Below are 19,380 nucleotides of genomic sequence, written 5' to 3' on the forward strand. Positions count from 1 at the left end.
GCGCCTCCTCTCGCCGGTCCGCGCCATGAACCCGTCCGACGCCGAGCTCGAAGCGATCGTGCAGCGAGGGCTCTTCGCCTACCGCGCCGGGCTGTTCTACGAGGCGCACGAGCTGTGGGAGGACGGGTGGCGCGCCGAGCCGGACCCGGTGCGGAAGGCATTCCTCCAGGGGCTCATCCTCGTCGCCGCCGCGCTGCACAAGCTCACGCGGATGCGGAGCCCGTCGGGGGCGGTGCGCCTGCTCGACAAGGCGCGCGCGCGGCTCGCGGGCGTGCCGGAGGGCATGGGCGGGCTCGCGGTGGGGCTCCTGTCCGGCGACGTCGCCCGCGCGGCGCGCGCGATCGAGCGGCTCGCGGCCGAGGGGAGGACGGACCTCGACGCGTCGCTCGTGCCCAGGATGGAGGTCGCGGGGGAGAGCGCGGCGTCCTCGCTGGCCGGCGCGCGTCCGCGGCCGTGAGCTTCTGCCCCGAACGGGCTCTGCGCTCGAGATTGCGCTTGTCACGTGCGACGTGGGACGCCGGCGTGACATCGTTTGCCTGGGTGGAGATCGCACGGGGGGCGCCCGCGCGGGGGGAAACTCGTGGCAGACGGAACCTGTCGAACCGGGTCGGAGAGGCCGGCGAGCGCCGAGCCTGGATCCAAGCTGCAGACCGAAAGGAGCCGCGTGACACGGCGCAAGCAGATCCTGATCGTGGACGACGACCAGGAGATCCGGGAAATGCTCGAGATCACCCTGATGGAGGAGGGATACGACGTCCTCTCGGCGAGCGACGGCGAGGCCGCGCTGGCGCTGCTCGAGCGCAACAGGCCGAACCTCATCCTGCTCGACATGCGCATGCCGGTGATGGACGGCTGGGGCTTCGCGCGGGCGTACGCGTCGTGCCCCGGTCCGCGCGCGCCGATCCTGGTCATGACCGCGGCGGTGGACGCCGGCACCTGGGCCCGCGAGGTCGGCGCGTGCGCGTCGGTCGCGAAGCCGTTCGACCTGAACCGCCTGCTCGACTCGATCGCGGTGCACGCCGGCTCGGCGCCCGGCCCGAGCCCGGCCTCGGCCTGAGCGGCGCAGCCGGTCGGGGCGGGCCGGGCGGGATCCCGGCCTGAGGTGATTTCCGCTGCGGGGGATCAGCCGCCGGTGGCGCGGCGCATGGCGCACATGAGGTCGCCGCGGCAAGGGTCGGCGGGTGCGCGGTGATCGGGCGTGCTCGGCGCCGCGGGGCCGGCGTTGTCGCGCGGCGGGGCGGCTGCCCCGCTGGACCGCGCGCGGTCCTCGGGCGCGCGCTGCGAGGCGACGGCGGCGCCGGGCGCGCGCCGCGAGGCGGCGGCGGCGCCGGGCTCGTCGGTCGAGGCCGGTGCGCGCGCTGCAGCCGCGTCCGTCGCGGCGGCGGTCGCCTCGACGGCGGGCGTGCCGGCGGCGGTCGGCTCGATGCGCGGGAGCCGCGCCTCGAGCGCGCGCGCCGCGGCCGCGAGCCCAGCCTTTGCGGGAGGGCCGGGTGCGGCGTCCAGGGTCGAGATGCCCGCGGTGAGGGCCGCAACCGCGGCGGCGGCCGCGAGCAGCGCGGCGGCCGAGCGAGCGCGCCACACGCGCCTCGGCGCGTCGGGCGACGGCGCCGCTGGCGGGCGGGCGGACGCGGGGCCGCGCATGGACGCGGGGCCGCGCGTGGACGCGGGCGGCTCGCCGAACGGGAAGATCGGCAAGACGTCGAGGACCCTGGGCGGAGCGCCTGCCGCGCCGGCGCTCAGGGCGGTGAGGTCGATCTGCCCCGAGGGCACGTCGCGGTCGTCGCCGGCGGCATGCGCCGCGGGCGAGGTCGCATCGGCGGCGTCCTCATCGGCCACCGGCGCGTCGAGCGAGAACGTGACCGAGGTGTCGTCTGCGGGGCTGTTGACAACGGATGGGTGTTCGTTCCTCCACTCCTTGTGCTGCGTGCTCTTCATGGTTGCTTCTGCTTCAGCCGTATCGGTCGAACGCTGGAGTCGTGACGCTCAGGCGGCCGGTCGGCGTGTCCTTTCGTGATTTGGACATGCGCACGAGCGCGCGCTTGGGCCAGGGGCGCGCGCGGGATCGCCGCGCGACGCGGCCGTCGCGCGTCGCTGCGCTCCGTTCCGCCCTGCGCGCGCGCCGTCGTGCGCGTCGCGTGCGTCGTGCGCGTCGCGTGTGTCGCGCGCGTCGCGGCGGCGGAGGCGCCTGCAGACGAGGTCGGGGCGCACCTGAGGCGCGGCCGTCGGCGGCGTTCGCGATCTTGCGACCGGGCTTGCGACGCCCATACTTCGACCGCTCGGATCGCCGAGGGCGTGCAGTCGGCGGGTATCATGACCGCGTGCGCTCGGGGAAGTTGGTTGCGATCGGGGCGTTCCTCGTCGAACAGAAGTTCCCACGCAAACGCGAATCGGATACTTGAGGTGAGATGAAACCTACACGGCTCTTCACGGTTCTGGGGGCGCTGACGTTCCCCCTTGCGGTGGCTCTTGTCAGCAACGGGTGCAAGAAGGAGGAGGAGGAGCCGCCGCCGGTGCCGGCGCCGACCGCGGTGACGCCGGCCCCGACGCCGACGCCCACGACGCAGATCGTGCCCGAAGAGGACGCCGGGGCGGACGCGGACGCCGACACGGCGGACGCGGACGCCGGAAAGAAGCCGGTCGCCACGGGCGATCCCAGCGGGATCCGGAAGTGCTGCGCGGCGCTGCGCCAGAACGCGAAGTCGGCGCCGCCCGAGCAGCAGGGCGGCTACCTCGCGGCGGCCTCGGCCTGCGACGGCCTGGCGAACTCGCCGCAGGGCCGGCAGGCGCTCTCGACGCTGCGCGGCCTCCTGCTCGGCGCGCAGATGCCGGCGAGCTGCCAGTAGTCGGGACGGGAGAGCCAGCGCGTGCGCCGGGCGAGCTGGCGGCGCGCGGCCCTTCGCCGGAGGCATCCGGCGCGTTGGGCTGCGCGAGGCCAGCTCAGCCGTGCACGTAGACCAGCGTGCCGCCGCCCTCGATGTTGAGGGCTCCGTGCCACTCGGGCGGGACGGCGGGCTCGGTCCACTCGAAGAGCCAGGCCGCGTCGGCGGGCGCCAGGTTGATGCAGCCGTGGCTGCGCGCCTTGCCGAACTCGTCGTGCCAGTAGGCGCCGTGCAGCGCGTACCCCTCGTGGAAGTACTGGGTGTACGGCACGTCGCGCAGATCGAACGCCTCGGCCGCCTCGTCGTCGCCGTCCATGGTGGTCGAGACGTGCTTCGCGTGGATGTAGAACGAGCCGCGGACGGTGGCGTCGGTCTCCTCGGGGTCGGCCATGCCGCTGCGGCCGCTGGAGATGAGCGCCGCGAACACGGGGCGTGTGCCCTCGTAGGCGACGAGCATCTGGCGGCGGATCGAGACGTCGATCCACTTCTTGCCGGCGCGCGCGAACCCCTGCGGGTCCTTGCGCAGCTCGGCGATGACGAGGTGGCCGCTGGCGAGCCATGAGCCCTCGGTGGTCTCGACGAGCCCCTTGGCGCCGCCGCGCGTGCGGCCGGTGAGCACCCAGCCCGAGCGGAACGGCGCTGCGCCCGCGTCGACGAGCGCACGCCCCGAGGCGGACACGCGCTGCCGGGTCGCCCCGTGGACGCGGACGAACGCCGGGGCGCCCTTCAGGCTGGGATCGATGCGCGGGTCGGTGCCCGGCGGCGCGGGCGGGAGCTCGTCGGCGGGGGGCTCGGCGATGGAGAAGCTCGCGGTGTCGGTCTGGAGGGCGGCCGGGGAGGAGGCGGCGCTGGCGGTCGGGGAGGCGCTGGCGGTTGGGGGCGGCGCGCCGGGCGGAGACGCGGTGCCGGGCGGAGACGCGGTGCCGGGCGGGGGCGCGGTGCCGGGCGGCGGCGCGGTGCCGGCCGCGGGCGGCGTGACGGCCGGGGGCGGCGCGCCGGGCGGAGGCGCGGCGTCCGAGGCGCTCGCGGGAGCGTCGGCGACGTCGGCGTCGAGGTCCTTGATGATCACGCCGCGCAGCGCGCTGAGGCGCGCAGGGCGCGTGCGATCGAGCGGGATGAGGTCGAGCTCGGTCGTGAGGCCGAAGCGGCGGTTGGTCCACTCGAAGGTGGTGATCAGGCCGAACGCCGAGCTCTCCTTGGCGCGGCCCGTGTGCACGGAGTAGTGGAGCTTCTCCTCGGCGCCGTAGGGCTTGGGGAGATCCCGGCCGGCGAGCAGGAAGGCGGGCACGGGGTCGAGCGGCAACGTCGAGGGCGCACCTGCGGTGCGGGCGAGGTGGGCGCCGAGCGTGGAGCCCTCGACGCGGCGCTGGTCCTCGAGGGTCGGGAGCCGGAAGTAGAGGTGCGGCGGGGGCGAGCCCGACATGACGTAGTGGTACGGCACGGGCGCGCCGCGGCGCGGGCCGCGCACGGCGGCGGCGACCACCTGGTGCTCGAGCGCGAGCGAGGCGCCCTTGCCGACGCAGACGTAGCCGCGCGGCGCGATCCGGTACCAGCCGCCGGTACAGCCGTCGGTGCCCGCGGGGAGCTCGGCCCGATCGACGACCGCGCCGGCGCGCAGGTAGCCGAGCTTCGTCGAGCGCTCGTCGGGGGCGACGTAGACCCAGGTGCGCATCGCGATGCTGGCGATCTTCGCGCCCTGGCCCGGGAGGGTGGCCTCCTTCGCGGCGGGGGAAGCTGCGACCGCCGACGTGAGGGACGCAGGAGACACGGCGCCGGGCGCGGGGGAGAGCGGGAGAGGCGAGGGCGAGAGAGCGGCCGCCGACGGCGCTGCGGGGTCGGCGGCGGAGGCGGCGGGGAGAGCGAGGGGGGCCGTCGCTTCCGGGGAGCCGGCGCGGTGATCGTCGGTCGCCCTGCCGGGGGGATCCTGGGCCGGAGAGCAGGCTGCGGCCAGCAAGGCGAGGGCGGAGGCACGAGCACGAGCGAGGGGAAGCATCGGCGCGAAGGCGAAGGCAGAGCGAGCTGGGCCGTGGGCGCGAGCACGGGCGCGGGACCAGGGGGCGAGGAGAAGCGGAAGCAGCGGCTGCAAGGGGTTGAGCGGGCGAGGTGTACGCTCAACCGAGGGGGAGATGCAATGTCCTGCCGGTGGGCGGGTGGGCGAGGGCGAGCGGGACGGTGCGGGAGGGCGGGGAGACGGCGCGGGGAGGCGGGGAGACGGCGCGGGGAGGCGGGGAGACGGCGCGGGGAGGCGGGCGCCCTAGCGCTTGACCTTCTTCGCGAGCAGGTCGCCAAGCGTGCCGAAATTGCGCGGGGCAGGCTTGGCGCCCTTGTCGCCGGCGTCGCCGGAGCGCTCGGTCTTGGCGTACGACTCGAACTGGCCGCGCTCCTCGTCGGCGCGGAGGGCGGAGATCGACAGGCGGATCTTGCCGGACTCGTCCACGCTGAGGATCTTCGCCTCGACCTCCTGACCCACGGTGAAGTGCTTCTTCAGGTCGGCCGCGCGCGGGGTCGCCGTCTCGGCCGTCGGGACGAGCCCACGGCCCGAGCGACCCGAGGTGCCGGCGATCTGGACGAAGATGCCGTACCGCTCGATGCCCGTCACCTTGCCCTTGACCCGCGCTCCCTCGACGAGCAGCGGCGCGCCGCCCGCGGAAGGCGCGGCGACGGAGAGCGACGAGGCGCCGTCGTCGCTCGCGCGCACGACGACCGGCGTGAGGCGCACCTGACCGGTGCCCGAATCGACGCCGGAGACCACCGCCGAGACGCGCGAGCCGACCGCCACGCGGAGCTTGCCCTCGCCATCGATGAGGGCCGCCCGCTCGAACATGCCCTCCTGCTTGCCGCCGAGATCCGCGAAGACGGCCTCGCGAGCGATCGCGACGACGGTCACCTCGACGGTCTCACCCGTGTGGTACTGGCGGCGACGCTGCTTGCCAGCTCCCTCCGACTGCTCGAAGAGCGAAGCGAACGATTCCTTGGAGGCGGCGGAAGGGCGTGACGGCGACATGGCGCGACCTCATAGCGCGAGGCGAGGGCGTGAGGAAGCGGCGGTGAGGGGGAAGCGAGGGGAGGGGCAGCGGGGAGGGGCAGCGGGGAGGGGCAGCGGGGAGGGGCAGCGGGGAGGGGACGGAGAGGGACGGGGTGGGGAGACGGGTGGGAGAGGGAGAGGTGGGGCGGACGGGGGAAGTCGGGGGAGCCGGGCGGGCGCAGGGCGCGGTAGGAGACGGCCGGGCCAAGGGGGAGCGGCGTGGCGGCGGTAGGGGAGCGACAGGGGGGAGAGGGACGCAGGGCAGAGCCGGCAGATGTGCTCCGCCGGGGCTCGTCGGCGGCGAGCTGGAGCTTGAAGGGGCGACGGGCCGAGGAAGATGGGGGCGGCCGGACCGGAAAGGAAAGGTGGAATCTGTCAGGGGCTTCTGCTAGGTTCGCCGGCCGCTGAATCGGGTCGATAGCTCAGTCGGTAGAGCTGCGGACTTTTAATCCGTAGGTCCAGGGTTCGAGTCCCTGTCGACCCACTGAATGATTCCGAGGGGTTAGAGCCGAAAGCTCACGCGGAATCGAGGGAGAGGTGGGCAGCAACGGTGCCCACCCGGGCGTCTGGCGGACGGCGCCCTTGATGGCCGTCTCGCTCAGGTGCGCGTAGCGGTGCGTCGAGGCGATCGACGTGTGGCCGAGGTGCTCGCGGACCTCCTCGAGCGTCCAGCGACGACCCCACCAGCCGGCGACGAGCGAGCTGGCGCAGGTGTGGCGGAGGTCGTGCCAGCGGACCGGACGGGTGATGCCGGCGGCGGCGAGGTGGCGGTCGAAGAGGTCGACCTTCTTCTGCTTCCGGCGGCCGGTGCCGGTCGGGAGCGTGACCATCTCGCTGCGGATGAGCGGGGTCTTGCCCTTCGAGACGCGGCCGCCCCGGGCGCCGGGGAAGACGAGGGCCTCCGGGTTGTGGGGGGCGTAGCTGGGGAGGAGGGCGAGCCAGCGGCGGCAGATGTCGACGGCGTCGGCGGAGAGGTAGACGCGGCGGATCCTGCCGTTCTTGGGGGGCTGGTTCTTCGAGCCGAAGCGGACCACGACGTGCGGGGCGTCGGCGTCGAGGCGGATATCGGCGAGCTCGAGGTTGAACTGCTCGCCCTGGCGGAGGCCGGTGAGGAGGGCGAAGAGGATGATCAGGCGGTCGGCCTCGGGGATGGCGTCGCTGGTGCGGAGGCGGTGCTGCTCTTCCGGCTCCAGGTAGGTCCAGGGCTCGACGGTGGCGTCGCGGGCGCGGCGCTTGGTGGCCTTCTGGACGCGCTTCTTGAGGGCCGCCACGGGATTCGTGGTGATGTGCTGGGGCATCGCGTCGTCGAGCATCTGCCGGAGCAGCCCGATGACCTGCTTGACCGTGGCGGGGGAAAGGGGCTTTGGCGCGCGATAGGGTGTCGCGGTGAGCTTCTTCTGGAGGGCGCATATCCAGGCGTCGACGTCGTTCGCCGTGATTATGACAAGTGCCATGCTGGCCAGTGGGGAGTTCTTGATGTGCGTCCGCCATCGGCCGCGGTCCGTCGAGATGCTGCGGATGCCGTCGAGGCGCTCTCGGCGGTCGAGCCATTGCTCGCCCCAGGCTCGGAGGGTGATGCCGGCGACGTCGCTGGCGCGCGAATAGACGGCGGCGCGCAGCTCCTCGGCCTCCTCCCCGGTGGGGCAGTCGGAGCGTGCGAGGAGACGGGCTGGCAAAGTGCAGTTTTGTGTGCTGGTTCACTGGGTGGATGCGGTGGTTCTGGGCGGCAGCGTCCACCTCCCGGAGATCGCGGCCGACGCGACCCGGACCGCAGCTGGTGGTCCCGGTGCGCCACCGGGCTGCCTGTCAACTTCGACCCCCTTCCGGTTGGACTCACCTTTTTCTCACCCGGCTTGCGCATCAGCAATTGGCCGCCTCCCATTCGATCACATGAGTTTCGAGACGGACCTTGCGGTAGGGTGCGCCGGCATGGCAAAGCCGAATCCCCGAGTTTCGAAGGATCCTCAGCTCCGCCCCATCGCCCGAAACATGCGCGGTATCCTGGGGGACATGATACGCCGCAAGGTCGTCGACCTCGGTCTGATGCGCGCCTTGCTGCGGGCGGCCGACCCTCCCGACGAGCGCGTGGAGCCGCAGCCCCCGACGCCCACGTTGCCGGTACCCGGTGATGACGTCCCGCTCTCGATCGAGGAGGTGGCGGCGGCCTTTCGCGGCCGCTCCGTGACGAGCTTGCCATGGATCCGACAGGCCGCGGCCGTGCTGGATGCTTGGCAGATGCCGATGGCAGCAGAGGAGATCGAGACCTTCCTCGCCGGGTTCACGAGCCATCGAGAGAAGCTCGGCCCGCGCAACGGGCCAGGGAGGAGCGATCTGTTCGTCACGGGCATCGACGGTCGGCTCACGCTGAACCCTGTCGCGCCGGGCCTCATCGCGACGCGGCGGGCGATCCGCGGGCTGCCGCAGCCGGTGCTCGTGCAGCCGGCGCAACGCACGGTACGGGAGCAGGGCAGCGTGGTCCGCCGCGTGGAGCTCGCCCCGGAGGCGCAACGCAACGCCGAGATCGCGCGCTCGTCCCGCCGCGCCGTCCTTCGCGCGGTACCGTCCGCGGAAGATCCGCAGGCCGTGGCGCTGCTCGACGTGGGCGAGCGATCGATCAGGGCCTTCATCGGTCGCGACGTCGCCGAGATCGCCGGTCTGCTGGAGCGATTCGATGTGATCGCGGGACTCGACATCCGCGACACGCTACGCTCGCTGGGGTTCGATGCGGGCCGCTGCCGGGTTGTGGATCTCAATCCGCCACAGAAATCCAGACGCCTGAACCGCGCGGGCCGCACGCTGCAGATCACGCCGGAGCTCCTCATCGCGGGGACCACCCGCATCCGCCGGCCTTTCGGCGATCCAGAGAAGGTGGCGCGCTACCTGTCCGAAGGGGACCACCAGAGGCTTGCGCGCCGGCTCGAGAGCGACGTCAAGGCGCTCCACGCCTTCTACCAGTACGGCGTCCTCCATGGCGCCGTTCGGCTTCGCTGGGGCTTCGTCGACGACGCCCTGGCGACCGACTGGGCCCTGCCCGGCGACGCGAGCCTCCATCGGCAGCTGAAGAGCGCTTGCGAGAAGGGCGAAGCCGTCGACCTGGTGGTCGGAGCGGCGCCGGGGTGGGCCGATCCGTGGTGGAGAGCGCAGCGCGTCCGCATCGTTGACATCAGGTTCCGGGAGGTCGTCTTGACGAGAGACGAGGCCGGCCTCGCCCTCCCGATCCTACGGGATGAAATCCAGGCGATTCGCGTGGCGCCAGAGGAGACCGAGCAGTGGGGCTGGCACGGGAGGCAAGGTCGGGCTCGCTGGAGCGTGATCCAAGAGCGATGAAGATCCCTCGTGTCCCAGCGGTCTGCTAGCGCGCCGCGTCCACGTCGTCGACCTCAGCTTTCCTGAGGTCGTCGCGTGCCGAGCGCGGTGACTCTGAAGCGCTGGCGCAGTTAACCGTTTACACCTGCTCTCGTCGCGAGTTTGTACACCTGCGCGGCCCAGACCAGGGCCGCGTGTGCAGCACGGGCGGCGGGGTCCTTGGCGCCCATCGCATCCAGGATTGTAACCACTCGCTTTTGCCCCTCTTCGTCGACCTCAGCCCAGCGGATCAGCGCTTCCTCGAGCGGTGAGATGCGACAGATCGGCGCACGGGCTTCGGTGGATTCAGGAACGTTCTGGTGTCCGGGAGTCGCCTCGTCCAAGACCAGTCGAGCCAACGTCAGTAGCGCTGTCGCTACCCTGCCCGCTGGAGCGCTGTAGTACGCGTTGAACCCCTCCTCGATGAGTGCCTGAACATGGTCCTTGCTCAGCGGAACAATGCGCCATTCCATTCGCTCGACCAGCTGCTTGAGCCTCGCTCTGTTGTTTTCGGATTCCATGTGTCATGCCGCGCGGCCGAACCAAGTGTATGCAGTCCGAACACAGCGCCGGCCGCATCGACGACTCGCTCTTGCTGAGAAACCGATGGCTCAGCGAATCTGCCTGAGCAGCGCCTCGCGCTCCGCGGCGAGCTGGCCTTGCGGGAATTCCCGCGCATGGGCCTCGAGCAGCCGGCGCGCCTCGACGGCGGCGAAGGCGGTGCCCGCCTCGATCGCCCTCCGGGCCCGGTTGACCAGGCCCCGCTCGCGCTCGTTGACGGTCGGTCGATCGGCGCTCCGCGGCGACGCGACCCGAGCAGCCGTGGCCGCCGAAGGGGCGGGCGTGCGGCTCACCACGGCGTCGGCGCGTGCGCTGCCTTGTGCCCTCGGTGTCGAGGTCGGCTCCGCCGGCGGCGGGGCAGACGCCGCGGCGCTGTGCGCGCCGCCTTGCGCGGGAGGCGCCATGGCGTCCTGCGCTCCGGGCGCGGTCGCAGTCGCGCGGATCGCCGCCGGCTGCCGCCACGAGTGCAGGTCGGGCAAGGGCGGCACCGCGGAGACGAGCGCGCCGATCAGCACGACGAGCGCACCCTGCATGAGGACCTTCACGTCGAGATGTCGCAACCAAGCCGGCCAGGAGTCGTCACGGCGGAGCCCAAAGGCGAGCGGCACACAGGCGTCCTCTTCCCACCCGCGTGAACGCTGCTGCGCCTGCCACCGTCGCTTCTGCGCCTCCAGCTCCTCGCGCGCCCGCCGGTATCGGGTCTTCACCGTCTGCACGTTGAGGCCGAGCTCAGCCGCGATCTCGACGAGCGGCGTCTCCTCGAGCTCGTGCCTGATCAAGATGTCTCGGTACTTGGGGTCGACCTGGGCGATCAGGTGCCGCGTGAGCGCTGCCCGTTCGCGCAAGCGGAGCAGTTCCTCGGGCGTGGAGCTCTCTCCCGGGAGCTCGCGCTCGTCGAACGACGTCAGGATCTCGCCCCGGCGGCCCGCGGCCCGAACATGGTTGCGCGCCTGGTTCAGGGCGATCGTGACGCGGTACGGCCCCGGGTCCTGACCCGCCTCAATCCGCTGGTCCGCTTCCAACCCCCGCAGCAGCGCTTCCTGCGCAACGTCCTCCGCGTTTCGCGCCGGGACGCCCTGGCGCATGGCGAGGCGCCGGAAGAGAGCGAACCCCGTGGAGATGGTCGCTGGCTTGCCCACGGGAGGTAGCACACCTGAGCGGCCCGGGAGGGTTCAGGAAAATGCACGGCGCGATGACTTTGGTGGGAGAATGTGGGACAAGTGTTGCGCGGCGCTGCGCTGCACGGTGCTCTATGCGGGGGACGGACGACCGCTTTCCATCCTCGGGCTGTCTTTTCTCGTTCCGAAGGTCCTTCAACGGCGATTTCCGAGGGATTGACGCCGTGAGGCTGGCGTAAGTACGGTTCATGCATGCGTTGCGCTGCGCATGCGTTCTCGATTCTTCTTGCGCTTGGCGTCGTAGCCAGCTTCACAGGCTCGGCCAGCGCTGAGGAGTTCTACCCGAAGCCAGGATCGAGCGACGATTCAACGGTGAAGGACCATGTTCGCCGTGCCCGCAGGGCACGCGACGCAGGGCGGTGGACCGAGGCACACGCCGCCTACAAGGCGGCGTTCGAGGCAGTAGGCGCGGCATCTGGCAGGGAGCGAGAGCGGGCAGAGATCGCCGGAGAGCTCGGGCTCTGTGAGCTCGCACTGCGCCAGTACCGGAATGCGGCCGAACATCTGGCCTGGTGGTCCTCCCCCGCTTCCGTCGACACCCCCGACGGCACCAGGAGGCAGGGATGGGACGGAGAAAGAGGAGGGCGTTCACGCCCGAGTTCAAGGCGGAGGCGGTACGGCTGGCGAAGGCGAGCGACCGGAGCATCGGCCAGGTGGCGAAGGACCTCGACCTGACCGAGACGGCGCTGCGCGACTGGATCAAGCGCGCGGACACCGACGCGGGCCACGGCCCGCCGGGGGCGCTGACGACGCCAGAACGTGAGGAACTGCAGCGGCTGCGCCGCGACGTGAAGCGGCTGGAGATGGAGCGCGAGATCTTAAAAAAAGCGGCGGCCTTCTTCGCGAAGGAAAACGAGTGAGGTTCGAGTTCATCGACGCGGAGAAGGCGCACTACCCGGTGCTGGTGCTGTGCGCGGTGCTGCTGGTCTCGCGCAGCGGCTACTACGGGTGGGCCAAGCGCTCGGAGTCCGCGCGGGCCAAGTCCGACGCTCAACTGAGCGTGCAGATCAGGGCCGTGCACCACAAGAGCCGTGGCCGCTACGGCAGTCCGCGCATCCACGCGGAGCTGCGTGCTCGCGGCATGCGTGTCGGCAAGAAACGGGTCGAGCGGCTGATGCGCGCTCAGAGGCTCGCGGCTCGGAGGAAGCGGCGCTTCCGCCGCACCACCGACTCGCGGCACAACGGCCCGATCGCCCCGAATGTGATCGAGCGGCAATTCGATGCTCGAGCGCCCAACCAAGTCTGGGTGACGGACGTGACGTACATTCCCACCGGCGAGGGCTGGCTGTACTTGGCCGTGATCCTGGACCTGTTCTCGCGCCGCGTGGTCGGCTGGGCCGCGAGCGCGTTCAACGATCGCGCCCTGGCGCTCACCGCGCTCGCGTTCGCCTTGGGAACGCGGCGGCCGGCGCCTGGGCTGGTGCACCACTCGGATCGCGGCAGCCCCTACGCCAGCGACGACTACCGGCTCGTGCTCGGGGCCCACGGGCTCATCCCGAGCATGAGCCGCGCCGGCGACTGCTGGGACAACGCCGTGGCCGAGAGCTTCTTCGCGACGCTGAAGGCGGAGCTGGTCGAGCACGAGCGCTACCCGACGCGAGCGGCCGCCATCGCATCGATCGGAGACTACATCGAGAACTTCTACAACCTGAAACGACGGCACTCACGGCTCGCCTACATGAGCCCGATCGAGTTCGAATTGAAGACCTACGTGACCGCGCGCGCGGCATAGTGAGACTGTCCGCGGAACCGGGGGAGGACCATGGAGCCTCGAGCAGCGCCAAGCGCCTCCTCTGGCGCAGCAAAGGAGATTCGGCGAAGGGCTGCGCAAAGCGGCGGCGCACGTCGCGACGCTCCTCCTCGCGGTAGATCCGCCGGATTCCGAGGTGTTCGTCGATGGCGGCTCCATTGGCCGGAGGGCACGGACTTACAAGCTGTTCTTGGAGCCTGGCCAACATCTGGTGCGGGCCCGAGCGCCGGGCCGGGAGGAGGCGCTCCATTCATTGCGCGCCGAGGCGGGCGCGGAGCACGAGATCTCGATGCAGCTGCCGCGCGGGGCGGTAGACAGCTCCAAGCAAGCCGCGCGGTCAACGCCGGCGCCCTCGAGCACCTCCTCCGCTCCCACTGCGCGCGTGAACGCTCCCGGGCCATGGGCTTCGTGGCCGGGGACGCTGCGCATCGCCGGCATCGGCCTGACCACGGCGACAGCTTCCTTCGGCGCCCTGTTCATGATCCATGCGCGGGCAGCCGATGGAGATCTTGATGAGCACAACAGCAAGCTGGACGAACTCGGATTCACTTCGTGGGCTTGCCGGGAGCCATCGCCGCCTGCAACGTGCTCTGAGCTGGCGCGTCTCCGACGACAGCGAGACCAGTTCGCCGCGCTCGGGACGGCGATGATGGTTGCGAGCGGCGTCATTGGGGCCGCGACGGTCGCTTCGTTCTTCACGGATCTCGCGTTCACCCGGTCTGAGCCCGCGAGAGACCGCGTCGGGTTCTCGCCGGTTGCAACCCCACAGCAGGTTGGCCTCGTGGCATATGGCGCTTGGTGACCAAGGATCCAAGGACATGCGTTTTCCCCGGTGGCGACATGTACGGCGGCTGTGCGCCTTGGCTGCCGTCGCGATGAGCGGCGCGGGAGGGCTCTCCGGCTGCATCTACACGGAAGACTGCAGCGACGAGCGGATGTGCCTCGCACCCCCGAAGTCGCCCTGTGAGGTGCTTGAGCCCAGCGTGGGCCCCGTGATGGATGAATGCGGGGTGTTCGTCAGCGCCAGCGCTGGGGGGGACGGTCCGCGTACCGGCACGCGTCTCGAGCCGTTCACCTCGCTGCAACAGGCGATCGTGGAGGCGCAAGCGCGAGGCCTGCACCACGTCTACGCCTGCGGCGAGACGTTCGAGGAAGAGGTAACCCTGATCTCGGGCGTCCACCTCTGGGGCGGCCGCCGCTGCGAGGACGGCGGCTGGTCGTACGGGTGGTCGTTCGATGGAGGCAATCACCCGACCGCCATCGCACCCCCGCAGGGAATTCCGCTTCGGGTCGTCGGGGATGAGGGCGCGACATCCACCATCTTCGGCGTGCGTGTCGTGGCGGCGGATGCGTCGGCGAGCGATGGCAAGTCGTCGATCGCGGTGATCTTGAGCCCCGGCGCCAGGTTGAAGGTGGTAGCGAGCGATGTCCAGGCGGGAAACGGGAAGGATGGCGAGGCGGGTGAGGACGCGCCCAGGGAGCGGGCGAAGGACGGCGTGACGGGGAACGACGGGGCGGACGCCTGCACGGAGGACTTCGCAACGGGTGCTCTCCCGGTCGTGACGGTGTGCGAAGATGGTACCGAGTCCATCGGGGGATATGGGGGCGATGGCGGGACTGAGTTGGGCGGCGATGGTGGTGCAGGACAGCCGGATCCGGCCGAGAATCCGGAGGGCAACGGCCGCGCAGGAACGGGCGCGGACATCGCGAGATGCAGCGACGGGAGCAAGGGCGGTAAGGGCGCCGATTCCGGTCGGGGTGGCGGCGCGGTTGGCGTAGGTCACCTCAGCATCGATGGATGGGTCGGCGTTCGTGGTGAGGATGGAAAGAGGGGCGGCGTCGGGCAGGGGGGAGGCGGCGGTGGCGGCAGCAAGGCGCGGGGCGAAATGATCGGGTGCCCTGCAAACAGACCCCAGGGAGGAGCAGCTGGAGGCTCGGGCGGCAGCGGGGGCTGCGGTGGTCTGGGAGGTAAGGGCGGCGGCTACGGCGGCGCGAGCATCGGCATCGTTGCCTTGCAGGGCAGCGCACTGACGCTCGAGGCGACAGCAGTGGCCACTGGGAAGGGCGGTAACGGCGGGGTCGGCGGCACGGGTCAACCGGGCGGTAGAGGTCGGCCTGGTGGCCAGGGCGGGCTTGGTTTCGATGGAACCACCGGCGTGCTTTGGGAAGGTTGCCGCGGGGGCTCTGGAGGTAATGGCGGCCGCGGGGGCGATGCCGGCGGTGGCCTCGGGGGCCCGTCGTACGGCGTCGCGTCCGTCGGCGCCTATGTGAGCTTCGGGCCGGATGCCACCCTGGAGCATCGTACCCCTGGCGATGGCGGAGCCGCGGGCAATGCATCGTCCGACGACGACGCGGGTAGGGGCGAGTTTGGCCGGGCGATGCCCTGGCGTCAGTTTGATGTATCCAACCCGGAGCCACCCCATTGATTGGCCTCGCAAGCGTGGCGGCGCATCGAGAAAAATCATGAAACTGACCTTGCTAATTCACCTCCTCGTCGTCGTGTCGCTCGCTGCAGTCGGCTGCGGCACGACGACGGACGTGCAAGACGCTGGCCCCGCCCCATGCGATAACACGATGGCGTGCCAGGGCGAGGCGCCGGCAGAGTCGGTGTGTCTCGAGCATCTCGCCGCCGATGTGCTTGATGACGGCTGCGGCGTGTTCGTCGGCGGTCCCCTCGCCCGCGGTGATGATGCGAACCCAGGAACGAAGGACAAACCGGTACTCACGCTTCAGCGCGCCGTAGAGCTCGCGCGCACGGGACGAGGGCGCGTGTTCGCATGCTACGACAGCTATCTCGATCCCGTCAGGCTGCCCTCCGGCGTCGATCTCATCGGAGGGTTCAACTGTCTGAACTGGAAGCGCATGCCAGGCGGCGCTCAGTCCAGAATTGAGAGCCCGCAGAATCATGGAATTCTCTTGACCGTCGAGCCAGCGGGCCCCGAGGACAAGGGAGCCAAGGATGGCGTATCCAAGGTCGTCGATTTCGCCGTGTGGGCGACCGGTCCGATCTCGATGCTCGTTCAGTCCGACACCATGGTGGAAGTCATCCGAAGCACGTTGCATGCGGCCCACGGATGGGCGGGCCACGATGGCGAGGAATGGCCTTGGCCGAATCAGGCAGCGACGGGACCTGACGGGCTGTATGGGGGAGACGCATGCTCGGCAGCTACCGTTCATGGCGGGGCTGCGGCCGTGAACCCATGCGACGGAGGGATCCCGAGCACCGGCGGGAAAGGAGGCGACGGGCTTCCCGACGGCGCTGGCGACGGCGAGGACGGGCAACCGTTCGTGGCGTCAAACCCGAGTTACGGACGGGGGGGAGACGGGGACGTGGCAGGCACCCATTGCCAGGAAGGTGCCGTTGCGCTCCACGGCGAGCCCGGTGTGGTCGGTTCCTCCGGCGAGGGTATCGGGCGCATCACCGAGGCAGGATGGGAAGGCAGCAAGGCGGGCGATGGCGGCAGGGGCATGCCGGGTCAGGGGGGCGGCGGGGGTGGCGGCCGTCGGGGCGGGCTCGCTCTGTGCGGTGCGGCCACCAAGGGAGGCGCCGGTGGCGGCTCCGGCGGTGCCGGCGGCTGCGGCGGTCGAGGCGGCCGGGCGGGCGAGAACGGACACCCGACGGTCGGCATCGTCGCGCTCCACGCCAAGGTGACAGTGCGCGATAGCGTAATCATCACCCTTGAGGCCGGTCCGGGCGGCGACGGCGGGCCCCCCGAGGAAGGCGGCCGAGGTGGCCGAGGCGCTCCAGGGGGCGCCCTGGGCGATGGCACGTGGTCCTGTGGCGGCGGCAGCGGGGGCGATGGGGGGCCCGGCGGCTACGGCGGCCCCGGGCGTGGCGGTGACTCGATCGGCATCGCCTACCTCGACGAGGACCAGCTCACTTTGGAGGGCGTCACGTACGAGCTGGGACCGCCGGGCATGGGCGGCACCAGCTGGGATTGGTCTGGCGAGATGGTAACGGGGCAGGGCGGCAGCAAGTTCGAGACGCTGCGCTTCCCTGAGTAGGATCAGCGAGCGGGCGCGACGAAGCGCGCCGAACCTGCGGCGCTGAGGGCGCGCGCTCATCGCCGGCGATGACCTCGACATCGCGCCCGATGACCTGCGGCCCTATCTCGACCACGTGCGCGGCGCGGGCAGGGGCTGCAGGTCGGTGGAGATCCCGCTGGGGAACAAGCTGGAGATCTCCTGCTGGCTCGGCCGCGACGGCCGCGAGGGCGAGGCTCGACAGCGACCGATCCCCCTGCTCCTCGCGCGAGGGCGACCGGCATCATCCGTCGCACGAGGCGTGTCGAACCGCGCGCTCCAGCGCGATGATCCGCAGCGCGCGCTAGGTCGGGTCCTCCGCGTCGTCGACTATGTCGTCGGCGCGTTCGTCTTCGGCCTCGTTGTCGGGGTCGCACTTGTTGAGGAGGTGGTACGCGAACAGGGACGCGAACTCGCGGAGCTTGGTGGCCTGCTGCTCGGCGGCGTCATCCCCCTGGGCCCGCGCGGTGGGGCTATTCTGCTGGTCATCGGCCCGGGGCTGCTGCGTCTCGTTGGGTCGCACGCGGGGGTACGCGGGTCGTCCCCTCCGGCGCTGGTTCGGCTCGGAGGCCTTCGGCTCCTCCGGTGGCGGCATCCGGCGCGGCGGACGCTCGCCCGCGAGCATCTTCCGGGCCCGCTCCTCCTGCTCCACGAACGTGGCGGCGTACGCCACGAAACGCAGCGCATCGAACGGGACGCCGGCCTTGTCGAGCTTTTCGCCCAGAAGGGGTGGTAGCCGGGCGATCCGTGCGTACTGGCTCCGGCGCGCGTGCGACACCTGCGCGCGTACGTCACGCGGCGCACTGTGGAAGGCAACGCACCAAGCGTACGTGATGCATTCCGGCAACAGCAGCCGCAAGCGATCGTTCTCGTCGTAGCCGTAGGCCACCGTGAAGCGGGGCGGCACGGGCCGCCTGCGGCGCTGGAAGCGCCCCCCGTTGCCGGCGAGCGCGTGCTGCGCGAGGCGCTCGGCTTCGGCTTGCAGGCGCTCGCGCTCACGCTCTAGCTCCGCCTCTCTGCGCTGGAGCGCCCGCTCCCGTCGTACGAGCTCCGCGCGCGCCTGCTCGAGCTGGTAGCGCTCGCGGGCGATCTGCATTTCCTGCGCGTCGTGGGCGGTACGGTCCTGCGCGAACAGCTCGACGACGGCCGGCGCAGCGGCGGCGAGCGCCGGGGCGGCAGCGCCGAGGACCTCGAGCAGCCGCCGGGGCTGAGGGGGCTTCGGGGGAGGGGCGTCCATCCGTACCACCCTACTGACGGACGCGGTCGGGTCGAGTGCACGCCCTATTTACGACGGCGTAAATCTGTCGCGGCGCGGTCGCAGCCGGCCCGTGCTCGGGACGTTGACCCGGATGCACCCTGCGCGGCGAGAGCCTCCGCCAAGCGCGGCGCGCCGCAGCGGAGGTACTCGGGCGCGGCGCAGAGCTCGAACCGGTTCGGCTGGAGCTTGCGCGCGCGCAGCCAGCGATACCAGGATGCCGTGGCGGCCGGGAACCCTCAGCGCACCGCCGTGGAGGCGATGCAGAACCCGAACGCGCCCGGTAACATGGCCGTCCGGCCGCCGCCGAACTGGCGACCCCGGGGGACGCGACGATGACGGATGGCGGGCTCGACCGACCGGGCGACCGCGAAGTGAGGGAGTTCCTCGCGAGCACCCTCTCGCCCCGGGCGATTGCGTGGCTCAGGAAGCGCGGAACTGTGCGCGATCCCGATCGCGTGATGGCGCCGGAAGCCCTCCGCGAGCAGCTCGAGCGCTGGGGATTCACCGAGGCGGGTCCGATGCTGCGGTTCGAGGAGGTCTTCGGCGGCACCTGCGTGCCATCGGCGGAGGGCGAGGCGTTCTGGTTCGGGATCGGACTGCAGCTCGACCGAGGCGTGCGCCCACGGCAGGGTCGGGTGGCGATGGGCGCCTTCCCGCACGGGACTTATTGGATGGACTCGCGCGGTCGGGTCGTGGTCGACGACGGGGTGGTCGAGCCTTTCGTCCTCGCCGAGGACGCGCGGCGCCTCTTCGAACGATTCGCGATCGGGCAGGAGTACCCGGTGGCCGCCTTCACCTGGCCCGGTCGCATGGCGGGCGAGATGACGGTCGACATCGCAGCCGAGCTCGCCGCTGCGATGGGCGCGGAACGTATCGACGAGCTCAGCGATACCTGCCAGGCGGTGTTCCAGAAAGACGATCTCGCCCTCTGGTCTCCGCCGACGTTCGCGGAGATGAGCGTAGCGCCGTGCACCGCAGTGGCGAGCGAGATCGCGAGCGTGCGGGAGCTCCTCGCCGCGATGAGAGAGGGCTTCCCCGACGTTGGCGTAAGCGTGCGTGTCGCGGGCGAGAAGGTCGAGGAGCGCAGCAACGAGCCGCCACCCGAGACACCCGCCGGAGTGCGGTACGAGCGATGGGATGACGGCGAGCCCACAGGAACCGTCGCGCTGTCGAACGACGGAGGGATTGTGCAATGGATCGCCACGGGCGACGAGGTCGTAGTCGAGCGGATCTCCCGCGACGGATTTCGCAGGGTCCACTTCCGGCGCACCGGGGCGTGATCGGCGCGGCGATGGCCAAGCTGGTTGTGCACGGCCACACGTCTGCGGGCGCCGGGCCGGGGCGAGTCTGGTACAAGGGAC

15 protein-coding genes, 1 tRNA gene and 1 pseudogene are annotated in these 19,380 nt (G+C 71.2%); 10 read left to right on the forward strand and 7 right to left on the reverse strand.

The genetic code is table 11. The features are described from left to right. Positions 1-25: 25 nt before the first annotated feature. Both WMF20_RS18545 and WMF20_RS18550 read left to right on the forward strand, forming a co-directional pair. On the forward strand, positions 26-457 hold the full coding sequence (locus tag WMF20_RS18545; RefSeq protein WP_437615402.1) for a DUF309 domain-containing protein: 432 nt from the start codon (positions 26-28) through the stop codon (positions 455-457). A gap of 207 nt (positions 458-664) precedes the next feature. Further along, on the forward strand, positions 665-1,057 hold the full coding sequence (locus WMF20_RS18550) for a response regulator (protein ID WP_237245450.1): 393 nt from the start codon (positions 665-667) through the stop codon (positions 1,055-1,057). A gap of 65 nt (positions 1,058-1,122) precedes the next feature. Here WMF20_RS18550 and WMF20_RS18555 read toward each other — a convergent pair whose 3' ends face one another. Then, entirely contained in the window at positions 1,123-1,935 is an 813-nt protein-coding gene (locus tag WMF20_RS18555; RefSeq protein WP_437615404.1) for a hypothetical protein, read from the reverse strand. A 470-nt stretch (positions 1,936-2,405) separates the two neighbouring features. Here WMF20_RS18555 and WMF20_RS18560 point away from each other — a divergent pair, with 470 nt between their 5' ends. Beyond that, positions 2,406-2,843, forward strand: a complete 438-nt coding sequence (locus WMF20_RS18560; RefSeq protein WP_237245451.1) for an acyltransferase — start codon at positions 2,406-2,408, stop codon at positions 2,841-2,843. Positions 2,844-2,937: 94 nt separating this feature from the next. Here WMF20_RS18560 and WMF20_RS18565 read toward each other — a convergent pair whose 3' ends face one another. Together WMF20_RS18565 and WMF20_RS18570 are read right to left on the reverse strand one after the other, a co-directional pair. After that, positions 2,938-4,647, reverse strand: a complete 1,710-nt coding sequence (locus WMF20_RS18565) for a L,D-transpeptidase family protein (RefSeq protein ID WP_437615407.1) — start codon at positions 4,645-4,647, stop codon at positions 2,938-2,940. Positions 4,648-5,133: 486 nt separating this feature from the next. Beyond that, entirely contained in the window at positions 5,134-5,883 is a 750-nt protein-coding gene (locus WMF20_RS18570) for a S1 RNA-binding domain-containing protein (protein WP_437615409.1), read from the reverse strand. Between the two features lie 432 nt (positions 5,884-6,315). Between WMF20_RS18570 and WMF20_RS18575 the strand changes: the two genes are divergently transcribed. Continuing rightward, positions 6,316-6,388: transfer RNA gene (locus WMF20_RS18575), tRNA-Lys, on the forward strand. A gap of 121 nt (positions 6,389-6,509) precedes the next feature. On the opposite strand, the pseudogene WMF20_RS18580 reads toward WMF20_RS18575, so the two are convergent. Continuing rightward, positions 6,510-7,358: pseudogene (locus tag WMF20_RS18580) on the reverse strand (tyrosine-type recombinase/integrase); the annotation flags it as partial. Positions 7,359-7,593: 235 nt separating this feature from the next. On the opposite strand from WMF20_RS18580, the gene WMF20_RS18585 reads away from it, so the two are divergent. Then, positions 7,594-9,231 (forward strand): hypothetical protein, encoded by a 1,638-nt coding sequence (locus WMF20_RS18585; protein ID WP_437615411.1) that lies wholly within the window; start codon positions 7,594-7,596, stop codon positions 9,229-9,231. Positions 9,232-9,341: 110 nt separating this feature from the next. On the opposite strand, the gene WMF20_RS18590 is transcribed toward WMF20_RS18585, so the two are convergent. Together WMF20_RS18590 and WMF20_RS18595 are read right to left on the reverse strand one after the other, a co-directional pair. After that, positions 9,342-9,770 carry a hypothetical protein gene (locus WMF20_RS18590; protein ID WP_437615413.1) on the reverse strand — a complete coding sequence of 143 codons (429 nt, stop codon included), beginning with the start codon at positions 9,768-9,770 and terminating at the stop codon, positions 9,342-9,344. A 90-nt stretch (positions 9,771-9,860) separates the two neighbouring features. Then, positions 9,861-10,949: an RNA polymerase sigma factor gene (locus WMF20_RS18595; RefSeq protein ID WP_437615415.1), complete on the reverse strand. Its 1,089-nt coding sequence runs from the start codon at positions 10,947-10,949 to the stop codon at positions 9,861-9,863. Positions 10,950-11,551: 602 nt separating this feature from the next. On the opposite strand from WMF20_RS18595, the gene WMF20_RS18600 reads away from it, so the two are divergent. The 4 genes from WMF20_RS18600 to WMF20_RS18615 all read left to right on the forward strand — a co-directional run bounded on the left by WMF20_RS18600 (position 11,552) and on the right by WMF20_RS18615 (position 16,743). Beyond that, a protein-coding gene (locus WMF20_RS18600; RefSeq protein WP_437606080.1) for an IS3 family transposase occupies positions 11,552-12,720 on the forward strand; the annotation gives its coding sequence in 2 pieces (ribosomal slippage) (positions 11,552-11,804 and positions 11,804-12,720; 1,170 coding nt in all). Positions 12,721-12,874: 154 nt separating this feature from the next. After that, complete coding sequence (locus WMF20_RS18605; RefSeq protein WP_437615417.1) at positions 12,875-13,540, forward strand: PEGA domain-containing protein; 666 nt, start codon at positions 12,875-12,877, stop codon at positions 13,538-13,540. Between the two features lie 16 nt (positions 13,541-13,556). After that, positions 13,557-15,164, forward strand: coding sequence for a hypothetical protein (locus WMF20_RS18610; RefSeq protein WP_437615419.1), 1,608 nt, complete (start codon positions 13,557-13,559; stop codon positions 15,162-15,164). A gap of 37 nt (positions 15,165-15,201) precedes the next feature. After that, a complete protein-coding gene (locus tag WMF20_RS18615) occupies positions 15,202-16,743 on the forward strand; it encodes a hypothetical protein (protein ID WP_437615421.1) in 1,542 nt (513 codons plus the stop codon). Between the two features lie 322 nt (positions 16,744-17,065). On the opposite strand, the gene WMF20_RS18620 is transcribed toward WMF20_RS18615, so the two are convergent. Then, entirely contained in the window at positions 17,066-17,857 is a 792-nt protein-coding gene (locus tag WMF20_RS18620) for a hypothetical protein (RefSeq protein WP_437615423.1), read from the reverse strand. A gap of 854 nt (positions 17,858-18,711) precedes the next feature. Between WMF20_RS18620 and WMF20_RS18625 the strand changes: the two genes are divergently transcribed. Beyond that, positions 18,712-19,299, forward strand: coding sequence for a hypothetical protein (locus WMF20_RS18625; RefSeq protein WP_437615425.1), 588 nt, complete (start codon positions 18,712-18,714; stop codon positions 19,297-19,299). Positions 19,300-19,380 lie beyond the last annotated feature (81 nt).

Source organism: Sorangium sp. So ce834, from assembly GCF_051521425.1.
In the GTDB taxonomy this organism is placed as follows: domain Bacteria; phylum Myxococcota_A; class Polyangia; order Polyangiales; family Polyangiaceae; genus Sorangium; species Sorangium cellulosum_D.